Consider the following 14,649-nt stretch of genomic DNA (forward strand, 5'->3'; position numbering starts at 1 on the left):
GGCTTGCGCGGGTCGTGCGATTACTCGGCTTTACCGGCCTCGATCGAGATCACAACCGGGATTTCGTCGGTCACAAATGGTACGTGCTTGCCCAGACCAAAATCGGTGCGCAGCAATGTGGTGGTGGCGTTGAAGCCGGCCCATGGACCTTTGGAGAACGGGTGCGCGTCGGTTTTGCCGTTCAGCTCAGCATTCAGAACCACAGATTTGGTCACACCGTTCATGGTCAGATCGCCGGTGATCAGCGCAGTTTCCTGGCCGGTCACTTTGATGTCGGTTGAGACAAAGGTGACGCTTTCGTTTTCTGCCGCGTTGAAGAAGTCTTCGCTCATGAAATGTGCCAAGCGCGCTTCCCAGCCTGTCAGCATGGTTGTGACAGGGAATTCGATCGATACGGAAGAATTGGCGACATCTTCCTGGTCAAACATGATCTCGCCTTCAAAACCGGAGAACATGCCATAAATAGTCGAAAAACCCAGGTGGTCAAAAGAGAACAGGATGTTGCTGTGACCAGGGTCCAGGACATATTTTTCGGGCGCGGCAACAGCTGCGGTGGCGCCAGCGGCGATCAGGGCGGCTGCGGTCAAAATGCGTTTCATGGGAAGGCTCCATTGAGATCAATTTATGTTGTCGAAAGATGCCAGTTTACCCATGAAAAGAAAGCAGCTTTTTCTAACAATCACTGTGTGTTGATACACAGATGTTCGCCACGAAGACGCGCAGCTGAACATGACAGGCCGCGCGCGCAACATTGATCAGCCTAGTCGCGGCCTTCGAGCTAGCCTCTTTGCGCGTCAGGCGTGATCAACGCGGCGGCAAATCCCGCGTGGATATCCGCTGCAATACCGACCAATCCGGCCGCCGGCTTCTTCGACCAGGATCTAGCCGGCTGCAAAATGCCATGGGTCCAGATGACGGTTCCAACTACGATCAAGCCGCCCGGCTACCACATAGGCAAGGTCCAGCGCCGCAGCTCCCAGTGGTCGGATACGCGGCGGTCAAGGCGCGTTCCACCCTTTGGGCGCAGCGCTGATCCGCGGCGCGAACAAAACCCGCAACATCGCCCGCGTTCAGTTGACCGCTTTGGAGGGTGGCAAAATGGTCCAGCATCTGCGCGCCCGCCTCCTAAACCGCGCCAATCATCGCCCTAAGCTCGCCCGTTTGTTGCAATGTAGCGTTCCCCACATCAACTCACTCAACAATCACCGCATCACATCCAGAACGCGCAGGGCGGCAAACAAAATGGGAGGCACGCAGACTGCGCCCTCCCTTCCCGAAAACTCAATGTGGGGGGTGATTTAGGACAAGATCGGTAGATGCCCGGACAGACGGTCGCGCAATAAGGCGCGCGCTTTGCGGTCGGGGATGGGCAGTTCGGCCAAGGGCACGCCGTCGCGATCGACCACTTGTAGACGTTTTGCTTCCAGTCGCACACCGCCCAGACTGTCAAAGGAGCGGCGCAGCAGAACCGCGTCCTCACCCGTGCGGCTACGGCGCATGAGTCGCAGCTCGCGGGCGTCGGGATCAAAGCAGATCTCGGGGCTGAACCAGTCTTCGGCGCGGCTGAACAACTGCCAACCCAGGATGACCATCAACCCGCTGGTGATTGCATAGTGCAAAAGCGTGGAGGGCGACAAGGTCACGCCAAAGGCCAGAACGGCGCCGCCACTAGTGCTGATCAGCAAGCCTGCGACCTGAACACAGCGCAACGCAAACCCCAACGTCGCCATTAAACATACAGGCCCGGAATTGGTAGGTTGCACAGAAGACATCGTGGGCTTTGCGGCGCTTTCGCCAGCCGTAGAGAATTGTGCCGCTTGCATACGCCCGTCGGGCAGATCCGCCATTGTCATTATCCACTCCCTTCTGTGAGCCTAAACAGGTACAGGACGGACACCGGCCGCGCCGCACGATTAACGCTTCGTTAAACCCTTTCTCACCCGCAATTGCGGCGCAAGTTGGGCTGAGACGTGAAGAGAAATCACAAGGCCTGCGTCGGATCAACGGCCCGGCGTCAAAGCGCCTTGCGAAAACCACAAAACCCTGTATATGGGGCACTTCTTCCGCATCACTTTTCGATCCGCGCAGACTCTCGTGGTGGGGCCGCGGAAGGTCATCTGCCCTACCTTTGAAATGCGCCTTGAAAGAAACAGGAGCTCACATGCCCCTTTATGAGCATGTTATGATTGCGCGTCAGGACCTGTCCAACACGCAAGCCGAAGGCCTTATCGAACACTTCGGTGCTGTACTGTCCGACAATGGTGGATCCATTGTCGACAGCGAGTACTGGGGCGTGAAGACCATGGCCTATAAGATCAACAAAAACCGCAAGGGTCACTATTCCTTCCTGAAGTCTGACGCACCTGCGCCAGCGATCCAGGAAATGGAACGCCTGATGCGCCTGCACGACGACGTTATGCGCGTTCTGACCATCAAGGTCGAAGAGCACGCCGAAGGCCCGTCGGTTCAAATGCAGAAACGTGACGAACGCGACAACCGTCGCGAGCGCCGCTGATCTTAGCTTGAGAAAAGGACGCTAAACCATGGCAGCCAAACCGTTTTTCCGCCGTCGCAAAGTATGCCCGTTCTCGGGCGACAATGCGCCGAAAATCGACTATAAAGACACTCGTCTTCTGCAGCGCTATATTTCCGAGCGTGGCAAGATCGTGCCGTCCCGTATCACTGCTGTTTCTGCCAAGAAACAACGTGAACTGGCGCGCGCAATCAAACGTGCCCGTTTCCTGGCGCTGCTGCCCTACGCCGTGAAGTAAGGAGAGACTGATATGCAAGTTATCCTTCTGGAACGTGTGGCCAAGCTTGGCCAAATGGGTGAAGTTGTTGACGTAAAGCCTGGCTTTGCACGCAACTACCTGCTTCCGCAAGGCAAGGCCAAGACCGCTTCTGAAGCGAACCTGGCCTCTTTCGAAACCCAGAAAGCGCAGCTTGAAGCGCGCAACCTGGAGACCAAGAAAGAAGCAGAAGCCCTGGGTGAAAAGCTGGACGGCCAGCAGTTCATCGTGATTCGATCTGCTTCCGACGCGGGCGCGCTTTATGGTTCCGTCACCCCGCGTGACGCAGCCGAAGCCGCAACCGCTGCTGGTTTCACCGTAGACAAGAAACAGGTCGTTCTGATCAACCCGATCAAAGAGCTGGGCCTGCACTCTCTTGCGGTAAACCTGCACCCGGAAGTTTCCGTTGAGATCAAAATGAACGTGGCGCGGTCGGAAGAAGAAGCCGAACTGCAAGCCTCGGGCAAATCGATCCAAGAGCTGGCTGCCGAAGAGGAAGCCGCTGCGGAATTCGAAATCGCTGAGCTGTTTGACGACATCGGGAGCGCCGCATCTGATGATGACGACGCACCGGTTGCAGACGAAGCACCCGCAGAAGAGACCGAAAGCTAAGCTTTCGCCTTCTCTAAACTGTTTTGCAAAGGCCGCCCCCCGTGGGCGGCCTTTGTCGTTTTGCACGTCCCATTGTTTCCGGTTCAGCAACCGACTTTCGATCCATAGTCACATGTCTGTGCAAAGGCAGTGATTGCGATTGCGACCGGACAAATTTTAGACAAATCTTTCAGGTGTCAAGTAACTGGAGATAAATATGCCATTTAAATTCAAGATTTTATCCACCATTGCCGCGACATTGCTCGCGGGCGCAGTCCAGGCGGCAACCATAGTCAGCTATGATATTCGTAACGCTGATCCGTCTTTCACCGGCGGGTGGACCAATACCTTTGACGGCACCATCACCCCGTCTGCCGAAGGTATTCCCGGCCTCGTCGACCTGATTGGCGGCAGCGGCACACTGAACGATGGTATTTTGCCAGCCAGCTCCCAGAACAACCAATTGTTCTTATCGACCTTGTCGCTACAGAATGCCTCCATCACGCTCTATTTCGCCCGCGCCATTCGTCTGGGCACGATTGAGTTCCAAAACAACCCTGTTCATTCCGGTAACAGCATCCTTGGCGGTATACGCGAAGTCACGGCGATTGGCGGTGGCGGTGATTTCTTTGCGGCAGCCGAAGGCAAAGGCTTTGGCCCGATTGGCAGCTCAGGCTTTGAGATCAGTGATCGGTTTGATTTTTCCGACACCCCCTTTGCCGACGTGGAATTGACGTCGATTACCCTCAGAAACTTCTTTGTAGATGAGACAAAGCGCACAAACGCATTCAACATCGGCGAGATTGTCGTAACCGAGGCAGTTGACGTCGCCCCCGTGCCTTTGCCCGCCTCCGGCATGTTGTTCCTCGGCGCGCTGGCTGGTTTCGGCATGTTGCGCCGCCCCAAACAAGGCTGAGACACCGTAAAGCTTTGAGAAAAAGTGACCGGCGCCTTGCAGGGTGCCGGTTTTTTTTAAGGGATAGGACGCAATTTCAACTCTGGATGGATAAAAAACCATCTGGACACATCACCGCACCGCAGGGCCAGTGCTCATGGTGGTGCAACGACGTGTTCGACCGCCGGCAAATGTCGGCGATCCCGCTTCCAAACGGGTCCCCACCGTGCGGGAGACAACTTCAGAACGGAGTTGGGCGCAGGTCCACGCCCACGCGTGGACCTGTGTGCGCCGTCTTCAAAATCTCTGTATCAACAGCATGCATATTTGATGAGTTACAGCTCCGCACCCGTCGGCTATTTGAAGAGCAACGATCATTTGCAAATGGGCATCGTTACACTTCAAACCCTAAGGAGCTGATATGCCTATAAAATTCCGCCACACCCTGGCCGCGATTGGCCTTGCACAACTTGCCGCCTGTGGCCCCTCACCCGCAGACGACCCCTTGCATCTAACGGGGCCTGCCAATGCATTTTATGCAACCGATCTGGCAGAGTGTCGGACACAGGTCGCCAAGTTCGACACCAAGCTTGTCAGCAAAGGCGCCACAAGCGGTGCCCTGATTGGCGCGGTCGCCGGAGCCATTGATGCCGATGATGAGGTCGAAGGCGCCTTGGTCGGCGCGGCCATTGGCGCAGGCTTAGGCGCTTTGGAAGGGGAAGTGGACCGCCAAGACAACGAGCGCGACATGACAGTGCGCTGCATGCAAAACAAAGGCCACTCCGTCGTCGGCTAACCCCCTATCGATCAAGAAAAGAGAGAGCCCGGATATGAGGGAAACAGATCCAGCTCTCTCTTCTTTAACGTGGTCAGGCAAGAGGCCATAAGCCCGACCATGCCATTGGGGGGAAGCGCCTCTGACTTCGCTGTCAAATTGACCAAATTCCCCGCTCTTAACAAATTCTTAGTCTGTAAAATTCGCGAGAATCTGCGCATCTTGCGCGGGGGATCGCGCAGGCTGATTTACCCTCTTGGCGCGCGATGGGATTGTTGCACACTGCACCCCATAGCCGGTTTGATACAAAGGAACGATTGATGGACCGACGCACTTTATTGGCCGGCTTTGGCTGGATGGCTCTGGTTGCCGCCTGCAGCGCCTCGGAACCGGTGGCAGCGCCGGTGGTTTATGACCCACCGCTATTTCCCAATGAAACGCCTGAGCTGCGTCAGAAGATCAACTTCTGGGCCGACCATTATGAGGTGCCGCGCAGCCTGGTGCACCGGCTTGCCATTCGCGAAAGCACCCACCGCCCCTGGGCGATAAACCGCCCCTATTACGGTCTGCTGCAAATCTTGCCGGCCACGGCCCGATCTATGGGGTTCAAAGGAAAGCCGCAGGACCTCTTGAATGCAGATACCAACCTGGAGTTCTCGGTAAAGTACCTGCGTGGTGCATGGTTGTTGTCTGATGGCAGCGAGGATACGGCGGTCAAACACTACTCTCGTGGCTACTACTACGAGGCCAAACGCCGGGGTCTATTGAAAGAAACCGGGCTGCGCCCCTAACAGTCTGCCCTACGCTGCGCTGCCGCATCACTTTCAAATTTTCAACTCAAGCAACCGTGAAAAATGTGTTTACCCTTCACGGCTCTCATACTCATTGATTTTTAGATGTATTATCGTACGTGTTTTTATTCATTATATTTAACAGGATAGTCAAAACGCGACATGACGCCTTTGTGAGAATTTCTGTAAAGCTATCGTAACCACTCACAGCAATGTTACGGGAATACACCTACATTGCATTTGCAGAAAATCGTTCCCCAATGGCCACGACATTCCAAGTTATCTACCTCGGCAACCTGCCCGACATCGATTCCGACGAAGGAAACTGGATCGCCGAAAGTGCCGATGATCTCGTTGGCTTGGAATTTGGTTCCGTCAATGAACCGCTTGCGGGCAGCACCGCAACCTGGAGCCAGGTGGGTGGAAGCGACAACACCTATGATATGAACAACGATAGCGATTCAGATCAGTTCTCGATCAACGGCGGCGATGCGCAGACCTTTGACGGGATTGCTGTCTATAATGCCACAATTACCTATACCGATGGTACGACGGAAAATATTACGGCCTCGGTCGCGCAGGACGCCAATGGGGAATCCTATCTGACGCCCGAGTTCTACGACAACGCGGATCAGGCTGCGCTTGAGGCCAAGATGATCCAATCCATCTCCTTGGATTCAGTTGCGGGTGATAACCATGTCGGCCTGATCTCCTCGAGGATCGATATGGAGTTGGTCACCTGTTTCACCACAGGCAGCAGAATACGCGCTGAATTGGGTATCATTCCAATCGAACATCTGACCCTCGGCGACCGGGTGATGACGCTGGACCATGGGCTGCAGAGCATCCGTTGGATTGGCAGGTCAACCGTTGCGGCGCATGGCGCTCTTGCGCCGATCCAGTTTGCGCCTGGAACCGTTGGCAACAGCCGCCCACTACGGGTCTCTCCGCAGCATCGGATGTTGGTGGAGGGCGGCGTGTTGGAGCTCTACCTCGGTGAGGCGCAGGCGCTGATCCCCGCCTGTCACATGGTCAACGACCGCGACATCACACGCGCGCCCGGCGGCACGGTCACCTACTATCACCTGATGTTTGACTGCCATGAAATGATCTGGGCCGAAGGCGCTCTCAGCGAAAGCTTTTACCCCGGCGAACAAGGCATTGGCGCGCTGAGCCCCGCGGCACAGCGTGAGATCCAGACCCTGTTTCCAGACCTGGCACGGCAATCGCCACAGGCCGCCTATGGCCCGCTGGCCCGCCCGCAACTTCCCAAACAGGTCTGGCACGCGCTCCAATAGACCCCACCCCAAACCGGCCGCCAAATACGCCCGCAGCGCACTTGCGCGCTGCCACGCCCAACAGCCTGTGGTCCTCGGAACGAGGATCTTCATGTTGGCGGGAGCCCCCTCCCCTCACGTGCGACACACGAAAAAGGCCGCCCGGTTGGGGCGGCCTTCTTTATTCAAAATGCTCGGGCAAAGATTACTCTTCGTCCAGAGCCTCAACCGCTGTTTGCAGATCGTCTTTGGACACTTCTTTTTCCGAGACTTTGGCCTGCTCAACGATGTGATCAACCACTTTGTCTTCGAACAGAGGTGCACGTAGCTGTTGCTGCATCTGCGGGTTCTGCTGAACGAATTCAAAGAACTGGCGCTCTTGACCAGGGTACTGGCGCGCTTGGTTCATGATCGCTTGGGTCATCTCTGCATCAGAGACTTCAACTTCGGCTTTCTGGCCCAGTTCAGCCAACAGCAGGCCCAGGCGCACGCGGCGCTCAGCCAGAGAATTGTGCTCGTCTGTGGCTTCAACCTCGGGGTGGTCGTGACCTTCCACTTCGGGGTTTTCTTCGTGCCACAGCTGGTGTGCGATCTGCTTGGCTTCTGCTTCAACCAGTGACGGCGGCAGCTCAAAGGAGACCAGACCATCCAGTTGATCCAGCAGCGCACGTTTCATGACGGCGCGCGACGCACCAACATATTCTGCTTCCAGACGCTCAGCGATCTGACCCTTCAGGCCTTCCAGATCTTCTGCACCAAATTTCTTGGCCAGCTCGTCGTTCACTTCCGCAGCTTTCGGCGCTTTGACTTCTTTCACTTTGCAAGTGAAGACAGCCGCTTTGCCTGCCAGATGCTCTGCACCGTATTCTTCGGGGAAAGAGACGTTTACGTCTTTTTCTTCGCCCGCTTTCGAGCCAACCAGCTGCTCTTCGAAACCAGGGATGAAGGAGTTGGAGCCCAGTGTCAGCGGGTAGTCGTCGCCTGCGCCGCCTTCAAAGGCTTCGCCGTCAACTTTGCCCAGGAAGTCGATGACAACTTGGTCGCCGTCTTCTGCAGCAGCACCTTCTTCACGCGCTTCAAAATCGGTCGCGGTCGAAGCCAGGTTGTCCAGCGCTTCTGCAACACCGGCTTCGTCGGCTTTGACAACCAGTTTCTCCAGCTCAACGCCTGAGAAATCAACGTCTGGGATGGTCGGCAGCGCCTCGTAAGACATCTCGACGTTGACGTCGTCGCCTTCTTTCCAATCTTCATTGGTCATTTTGACGTCGGGCTGCAGCGCCGGGCGGTCGCCGCTGTCTTCAAAGTGCTGATTCATCGCACCATCAACAGCTTCTTGCATGGCTTCGCCCATCAGACGTTCGCCAAACTGCTTTTTCAGCAGCGCCATCGGCACTTTGCCTTTGCGGAAGCCTTTCATTTCGACTTCGGGCTGTGCCTCGACCAGCTTCTCATTCACCTTTGCGTCCAGCTCAGCTGCTGGAACGGTGATTGCGTAGCCGCGTTTCAAACCTTCGTTCAGTGTCTCGGTGACCTGCATCGTATTCCCCATAAGAGATTCGGGGCATGCGCGCAGACGCAGCCCACAGACAATTTGTGGCGTTCTATGTGTCCCGCACGTCCGGCGCAAGAGGCATTGCCCATTTGGAAGGCTCACAATAAGGAAAACCGTCATTTTTCCGCATAGACCTGAGATTAACGATTGTTAACCAAGTGTTCAGACTCTTGGCTCAAGCACCGGCGTTTCCCGATTTTAGCCACTTTCCCACCCTAGCCTTTACCCCACGACTTGCATCTAGGGAGATGGGATATGCAGATTGCCACCGGCCACGCGCTGAATGGGTTTACACAAACAACGCTAGACGTCGCATTGGACATTCAGGAATTGGTGCTGCGGCGCCGGATGTTGTTTCGGCTGCTGCGCGGGTTCGACTTTGACGCGCCGGTTGCCCGCAACGAGGCGATCTCAGACACGGTGCCCGCCTGGATGCAAACGCCGGAATTCGCGCCGCGCTGACCTGTATCTACGTGTTTAAGCGCCGTTTTGCTTGGCGGATTTCGGCGCTGGCACGGTGGCGCTTTCTAGCAGACGTTTGCGGGTGCGTTCCAACAGCTCACGTTGTTGCTGTTCGAGGATCTCAGCAAAATGCAGCGCTAGGGTGGTCACATGCGGCTCTTCCAACATGCTGAGATGGCCGCCCTCTGTGTCAACGACGGTGTAGCCATTTTCGGCCACAGGCGCCCAACCGAGACCGCTTTTGATGCCTTCTTCACTGTCAAAGAAATTGTTCTGCGCGCGAAAGATTGTCAGCGGAACATCAATTGGGCGCGGCTCATAGGAAGCGACGGCCAATTCGTTCATCGCAACCAGTTTCGACACCGAGGTTGGGGTCTGGCTGTTGCCCTGCGCCGCGGCCTTTTGCGCCCGGCGTCGCGCCTGAGCGTATCGGAAATTATCAAACCTGCGGCTGAGAATATGGCGCGGCAGCGCAAGGCCCAAATGGCGTGCCTGACGCAGATGCGATTTCAACCGCGCAAGGCCCGATTGTTCCAACCGGCCACCGGGACCTGTTGCATCGAACATGGCAAAAAAGGCCACGTCACGCCCGGCTGCGCGGAACTGGCGCGCCATCTCAAACGCCACATAGGAGCCAAGAGACACCGACATCAAATTGATCGGCCCCTCTGGGTAATATTCCATAATATCTAACACATAGCGCCGTGCGGTGAATTCAATTCCGGTCGGCGTGTTTTCATCCAAGGCGCCAACGGACACGCCAAGGATCGGTTGCTGCTCCCCCAGGTGCCGCGCCAAGGGGCGGAAATAACATTCCTCTTTGCCCAGGACGTGGACCGCAAACAGCGGCGGTCGGTTGCCCTTGGGCTGGATGGGCACGATATGTTTGGGGGCGCTGCTACCAGTTTCCAGAATGCGCGCCAGCCCACGGGCGGTTGGATTTTCTTTCAGATCCATAATGCCCAGCTGTTCGCCGGTCTCGGTCTCAATCCGGCCCAACAGCTCTACCGCCATCAGGGAATGGCCGCCAAGATCATAAAAATCATCCGTGACAGAAACGGATTTACGGCCCAGAACGCGCGCCATGATGGTTTGGACCCGGCATTCCAACGCGGTCTCGCCTCCGTCGGGGAGTTTCACAACCTTGGCCTGGTGGTCGCCCGACTGCGGCAAGGCTTTCATGTCGACCTTGCCCCCGGCCGTGGTTGGAATGATGTCGACAAACCGGATTTCAGGACGCATTTGCGCAGGCAAGCGATGTCGCAGGTTCTGGCCGATGGCGATGCGATCCGGGGTGGTGTCCACTTTGACCCAGGCCATCAGCCGCGCGGTGGGCTGGTTGCGATCGATCACATCCACAATCACCTGCGCATCGGGCAGGATGTCCTCCATCGCCCGTTCCACATCCCTGAGATCAATGCGAAATCCGCGCAGTTTGACCTGCCTGTCGCTGCGCCCCAAAAACCGCAACTGCCGATCATCGCCCCATGTCACCCGGTCACCGGTCAGATACATCCGCCCGCGTCCCGAGAAAAGATCAGGACGAAAGGCATCGCGCGTTTGCTCCGGCAGGCCCAGATACCCTTGCGCTACGGCCGCGCCACCAATGGCCAGCTCCCCTTCCACACCCTGCGGGCACAGGCTGCCATCAGCCGCCACAACATAGGCCGTCGCATGTGCGGTGGGCCGTCCAATTGGCACCTCTTGGCGTGCGTTCATTTCGGTGGCCTCAAAAAGCGTGCTAGTGATGGTGGCTTCGGTCGGACCATAGCCGTTCATCCAGCGGGTGTTTGGCGCCACATGCTGCCATTTCTGCAGCACATTTGGTTTCACCAGTTCGCCGCCGACGATCGCCAAGCGCAGGCACTCCGGCACACAACGCCCCTGCTCTACCAGATACTGCGTCAACACGGTCCAAAAGGCGGTGGGCATATTGGCAACCGTGATCTGCTGCGTCTCCAATGCAGCAAAAAAGGCAGCCGGCGACTGGGCCATCGCCGCGTCGCGCAACACCAATCTGGCGCCTGACAAAAGAGTTGGCAGGATCTCTTCAAGCGCGACATCAAAAGAGAGGCTGGCGAATTGCAAAACACGATCTGCAGGCCCAAGGTCAAATGCCGGACCGATCGCCGCCGCATGTGCTGCGATATTGGCGCGGGTGACCACCACGCCCTTGGGAACCCCGGTCGAGCCTGAGGTATAGATCACATAGGCCGGCGTCTCGGGATCACGTGCGCCAACGCTGGGCGCCGTGTCGGCCATTGTGCAGGCGGGGGAGATACATGAGATCTCGCCAGCAACTTCGGACGCGCGGTTATGGGCGATCACCAGTTTTGCACCGCTGTCTTGCAACATATGATGTTGATGCCCAGCGGGGTACGTCGGATCCACCGGCACAAAGGCCGCGCCGCGTTTAAGAACCGCAAGGATCGACACGACAAAATCAACCGAACGTTCCATGGATATCGCAACCATATCCCCGGCCCCAATGCCGCGTTCGTGCAGCAGATGGGCCAGACCATTGGAGCGTTGATCAAGGACGGCATAGGTGCAGGGCTCGGCCTGGTCTCCTGCATTTTGTGTCACATCCACCAAGGTGGCCGCAGACACGGATTGCACCGCAACCGCGTCTGGCTGCGTTTTCGCGATATCGTAAAAGCGATCTACAATATCCGCAGGCTCCGCATCCAGCGCCTTGTCTGGGCCGCCCAGATCCACCAATGCCGCCCGTTCAGATGCAGACATCATGTCCAACGCACCGATGTTTGTGTTTGGCGTCGCTCCGGCCATGGATTGCAACAGGGCGCGCAGGTGATCACGCAGCAAACGCGCGACTTTTGCAGTGATTAAAAATGGGTCAAATTCGAGCAGGATTTTGAGCGTTTCTTCGCCATAGACCGCCAATGTCAGCGGCATGCCGCCTTCTTCATGCAGCGATATTTCCGGCCGCAACATTCCGTGATAGCGATCAAAAACAAGCGAATCCATGCTGCCCCGTTCGAACATCACCACCGTGCTGAACAAAGGCTGGTGCCCCCCAAGGCCGCCCCATGTTCTGACTTCGCTGATGGGTGATTGTTCGAACGGGTGCATGGCGCGGGTATCCTGCCGCAGGCCATTCGCCAATTGCCCCAGCGTTGTGTCCCGCCCGACCGTCATACGCAGAGGCAGCGTGTTGATCAGACACCCAATGGTGCCTTGACTGTTAGCAACCGCATGACGCCCCGACCGAACCGTGCCAAGTGTCACATCGTCCCGCCCCTGCCAACGCGCCAGAACTAGGCCCCAGGCCGCTTGAACGAAATTCGCCAGCGTTGCGTCGCAGGCCGCACCCATCTGGATCAAAGGCTTGGTGATCTCAGGACCAATCTCTGCGCTTACGACTTTTTTCCGCGCCACCCTGTCGGGCGCCGTCGAGATGGTCGGTTTAGCGGTGGGTAACGCCAATGTGCCGCTGTTCTCAAATCCCTTTAAATAGCTTTCGAAAAACGACTTAGCCTGTGGATCGTTGCCTCCGGTCCGAACAACTTCGCCGGCCACATGGAGAAAGGGTTTGGCCGTGGTTTGCAGTTCCGGCAGCGTCCCGGTTTCCAACCCTGTCAGCAATTCAACCATGATCTGCGCCATGCTGCGCCCGTCGACAATGGCGTGATGAGCGGTGATCACTACATATCCGCTGTCGCCTGCACAGCGGATCCAAGCCAGCCGCCAGCCGGGACCGTTTTGCAGATCCAAGCCTGCGTCGCGGTCTTCACACAGAAAATCATTGAGCGCGGCATCGTGGGATTGTGGCGTTCGATTTGACCAATCGAGCGCGACCACGGCGATATCCACATGGTCCAATGTGAACTGCAAGGGGCGGCGTACTTTTTGCCAGGAGATGACGCTGCGCAACACATCATAGCGCGCCACCAGTTCTTGCCAAATCGCGGTCAATTGGGTTTGTTGCGGGAAGTCCGTGTCGAACCGCAATACCAATTGTTCCAGATTGACCCACGGCTGATTGGAGCCCGCACTTTCGTAAATCATCGCCATTTGCATGGCGGTGACGGGAAAACTTTCGCCGTTTTTGTTCAATCGTTGTTCGACCATCGCACCCTGCTGTTCGCTTGCGGATCACGTGCGTGATCCCTGGAAACGGTTCTTCGTTTTAACCGATATTCCAGAATTCCGTTGAAATTTCTTTGAAACCCTGTGAATTTCCGCCTTTCGCAGCCCCATTCCCCAAACAATAATTGAGAAACAGCGGCCATTATCACTGGCTCGGAAACAGCGAAAAGATCTAGATTAAATTCTTCTTTTGACGCACTAAATTGTGTTTTCAAATCGGCGCTTCAACGGCCTATATATCATTAAGAGCGCATGGTAAAACCGTGAGATTTTCCGTTCGTTTTGGCACCACGCGGCGCGCGATCCCTGGAAAAAAACCGAGTGCCTGCACTGCACAAACCTTTAAAGTGCCCTAATTTGCATGTTTACAGGAATTGCGAACAACGGCACGCGCCCTTAGATTGTTTTTTACGGACACTCGTCAACCTGCGCTAAAACATAGCTGGTGCCGCACGTCGCAATCTTTTTACCGCCTGTTGACCATCTTTTTTTGTTTCCTAATTATACAGAAATTCAAGGAGAGAGAGAAATGTCGCCGCACCAATCGTCTGCCGCATCCATCCATGCCCGACACTCCGGCCCCAGCGCCGATAAGGTCGATCAGGATGACCTCGAGGATGCCGAGACGTCGCAGCGCCCTTCAGGAGGTAAAGACATGACCAAAGCCCCAAACGGCTGGTGGATTTTTCCAGCCATTTTATGCGCCCTTGTCTTTTGGGTCACTGTCTTGTTTTGGCTGATACTATAACAGCTGTGATGGCGGTTCAAAGCGTCTGACGCATCTATGCTGCGCGGCCCGACCTGCTTTTATTGCAAGCTAGCAGCCGCCATTTCACCCGCCACATTATGGCCGATAGGCCCCGAATGGGTATCGTTCGGATAATAGACGTCCAGATGCGTGACGACGGCATTTTTCAACGGCGTATTCAAATCGACAGAGTGCCCCGAAAGGCTTTGTTGAACAAACCGGCTGAATGAGGGACTTCCTCTTACCTCAGACGGACTTATACTGCGACCAAGGTTCTGGAGATGCCGAGTGCGGTGAAACCATTGAGGATGGCGGCCAGGATCTGGATCTCGGCAACCTTTCCATCCAAGTCCCGGGCGCAGAGGCGCTGACCAAGTAATTGCGGGCATTGGCGCAGGTTTTGCCGGTCCCCATGGAACTGCAGGCTGCAACACGGGCGGCGATGGCATCACGAAAGTTGGTGACACTACAAAGCATCAGCTCTTTGCAATCGCACGCTGCAACCAAAGACTATCAAACTGCCGAAGCGCAACCGAACACTCCAGCCCGGCTTTGTTGCACAAATCGGTTTGAGGATTCACTGTTTGAATCCAGAGTGATAGCTGGAAGGTATGAGCAGTTGGTCCCCCACAAAGTACAAGAGCACGAACTGGTCGGCC

Annotated in this window: 13 protein-coding genes and 1 pseudogene; 9 read left to right on the top strand and 5 right to left on the bottom strand. The window is 56.3% G+C overall.

Going from position 1 to position 14,649, the window contains the following annotated elements; all coding sequences use genetic code 11:
• Positions 1-20: 20 nt before the first annotated feature.
• Together KMP13_RS01450 and KMP13_RS01455 are read right to left on the bottom strand one after the other, a co-directional pair.
• Positions 21-599 (bottom strand): YceI family protein, encoded by a 579-nt coding sequence (locus tag KMP13_RS01450; protein WP_215263675.1) that lies wholly within the window; start codon positions 597-599, stop codon positions 21-23.
• A gap of 699 nt (positions 600-1,298) precedes the next feature.
• Positions 1,299-1,847, bottom strand: a complete 549-nt coding sequence (locus KMP13_RS01455; protein ID WP_215263676.1) for a hypothetical protein — start codon at positions 1,845-1,847, stop codon at positions 1,299-1,301.
• Positions 1,848-2,161: 314 nt separating this feature from the next.
• Between KMP13_RS01455 and rpsF the strand changes: the two genes are divergently transcribed.
• The 7 genes from rpsF to KMP13_RS01490 all read left to right on the top strand — a co-directional run bounded on the left by rpsF (position 2,162) and on the right by KMP13_RS01490 (position 7,139).
• Positions 2,162-2,515 carry a 30S ribosomal protein S6 gene (rpsF, locus tag KMP13_RS01460; protein WP_215263677.1) on the top strand — a complete coding sequence of 118 codons (354 nt, stop codon included), beginning with the start codon at positions 2,162-2,164 and terminating at the stop codon, positions 2,513-2,515.
• A gap of 28 nt (positions 2,516-2,543) precedes the next feature.
• A complete protein-coding gene (gene rpsR / locus KMP13_RS01465; RefSeq protein ID WP_005982441.1) occupies positions 2,544-2,771 on the top strand; it encodes a 30S ribosomal protein S18 in 228 nt (75 codons plus the stop codon).
• A gap of 12 nt (positions 2,772-2,783) precedes the next feature.
• The gene (gene rplI, locus KMP13_RS01470) at positions 2,784-3,401 is read left to right on the top strand and encodes a 50S ribosomal protein L9 (RefSeq protein ID WP_215263678.1); all 618 of its coding nucleotides are present in this window, start codon (positions 2,784-2,786) and stop codon (positions 3,399-3,401) included.
• A gap of 196 nt (positions 3,402-3,597) precedes the next feature.
• Entirely contained in the window at positions 3,598-4,296 is a 699-nt protein-coding gene (locus KMP13_RS01475; RefSeq protein WP_215263679.1) for a VPLPA-CTERM sorting domain-containing protein, read from the top strand.
• A 400-nt stretch (positions 4,297-4,696) separates the two neighbouring features.
• Positions 4,697-5,071: a glycine zipper domain-containing protein gene (locus KMP13_RS01480; RefSeq protein ID WP_215263680.1), complete on the top strand. Its 375-nt coding sequence runs from the start codon at positions 4,697-4,699 to the stop codon at positions 5,069-5,071.
• Positions 5,072-5,370: 299 nt separating this feature from the next.
• Positions 5,371-5,841, top strand: coding sequence for a lytic transglycosylase domain-containing protein (locus KMP13_RS01485; RefSeq protein WP_215263681.1), 471 nt, complete (start codon positions 5,371-5,373; stop codon positions 5,839-5,841).
• Between the two features lie 260 nt (positions 5,842-6,101).
• A complete protein-coding gene (locus KMP13_RS01490) occupies positions 6,102-7,139 on the top strand; it encodes a Hint domain-containing protein (RefSeq protein WP_215263683.1) in 1,038 nt (345 codons plus the stop codon).
• Between the two features lie 184 nt (positions 7,140-7,323).
• Here the strand turns inward: KMP13_RS01490 and tig are convergent, their stop codons facing one another.
• Positions 7,324-8,655: a trigger factor gene (tig, locus tag KMP13_RS01495; protein WP_215263685.1), complete on the bottom strand. Its 1,332-nt coding sequence runs from the start codon at positions 8,653-8,655 to the stop codon at positions 7,324-7,326.
• Positions 8,656-8,925: 270 nt separating this feature from the next.
• Between tig and KMP13_RS01500 the strand changes: the two genes are divergently transcribed.
• Positions 8,926-9,132 carry a hypothetical protein gene (locus tag KMP13_RS01500; protein WP_215263686.1) on the top strand — a complete coding sequence of 69 codons (207 nt, stop codon included), beginning with the start codon at positions 8,926-8,928 and terminating at the stop codon, positions 9,130-9,132.
• A 15-nt stretch (positions 9,133-9,147) separates the two neighbouring features.
• Here the strand turns inward: KMP13_RS01500 and KMP13_RS01505 are convergent, their stop codons facing one another.
• Positions 9,148-13,224: a non-ribosomal peptide synthetase gene (locus tag KMP13_RS01505; RefSeq protein WP_215263687.1), complete on the bottom strand. Its 4,077-nt coding sequence runs from the start codon at positions 13,222-13,224 to the stop codon at positions 9,148-9,150.
• A gap of 1,022 nt (positions 13,225-14,246) precedes the next feature.
• Positions 14,247-14,435 (bottom strand): annotated as a pseudogene (locus KMP13_RS01510) (hypothetical protein); the annotation flags it as partial.
• Between KMP13_RS01510 and KMP13_RS01515 the strand changes: the two are divergent.
• Positions 14,403-14,649 (top strand): hypothetical protein (locus KMP13_RS01515; RefSeq protein WP_215263688.1); only part of this gene is annotated, 247 nt, incomplete at its 3' end. The pseudogene KMP13_RS01510 and the gene KMP13_RS01515 overlap by 33 nt on opposite strands.

The organism is Epibacterium ulvae (assembly GCF_018678075.1).
GTDB classification, from domain to species: Bacteria; Pseudomonadota; Alphaproteobacteria; order Rhodobacterales; family Rhodobacteraceae; genus Epibacterium; species Epibacterium ulvae_A.

Excerpts from the sequence above, each read along its gene's own strand:
- KMP13_RS01450 (WP_215263675.1), bottom strand. The coding sequence starts at position 599 with ATGAAACGCATTTTGACCGCAGCCGCCCTGATCGCCGCTGGCGCCACC.
- KMP13_RS01455 (WP_215263676.1), bottom strand. The coding sequence starts at position 1,847 with ATGGCGGATCTGCCCGACGGGCGTATGCAAGCGGCACAATTCTCTACG.
- rpsF (WP_215263677.1), top strand. The coding sequence starts at position 2,162 with ATGCCCCTTTATGAGCATGTTATGATTGCGCGTCAGGACCTGTCCAAC.
- rpsR (WP_005982441.1), top strand. The coding sequence starts at position 2,544 with ATGGCAGCCAAACCGTTTTTCCGCCGTCGCAAAGTATGCCCGTTCTCG.
- rplI (WP_215263678.1), top strand. The coding sequence starts at position 2,784 with ATGCAAGTTATCCTTCTGGAACGTGTGGCCAAGCTTGGCCAAATGGGT.
- KMP13_RS01475 (WP_215263679.1), top strand. The coding sequence starts at position 3,598 with ATGCCATTTAAATTCAAGATTTTATCCACCATTGCCGCGACATTGCTC.
- KMP13_RS01480 (WP_215263680.1), top strand. The coding sequence starts at position 4,697 with ATGCCTATAAAATTCCGCCACACCCTGGCCGCGATTGGCCTTGCACAA.
- KMP13_RS01485 (WP_215263681.1), top strand. The coding sequence starts at position 5,371 with ATGGACCGACGCACTTTATTGGCCGGCTTTGGCTGGATGGCTCTGGTT.
- KMP13_RS01490 (WP_215263683.1), top strand. The coding sequence starts at position 6,102 with ATGGCCACGACATTCCAAGTTATCTACCTCGGCAACCTGCCCGACATC.
- tig (WP_215263685.1), bottom strand. The coding sequence starts at position 8,655 with ATGCAGGTCACCGAGACACTGAACGAAGGTTTGAAACGCGGCTACGCA.
- KMP13_RS01500 (WP_215263686.1), top strand. The coding sequence starts at position 8,926 with ATGCAGATTGCCACCGGCCACGCGCTGAATGGGTTTACACAAACAACG.
- KMP13_RS01505 (WP_215263687.1), bottom strand. The coding sequence starts at position 13,224 with ATGGTCGAACAACGATTGAACAAAAACGGCGAAAGTTTTCCCGTCACC.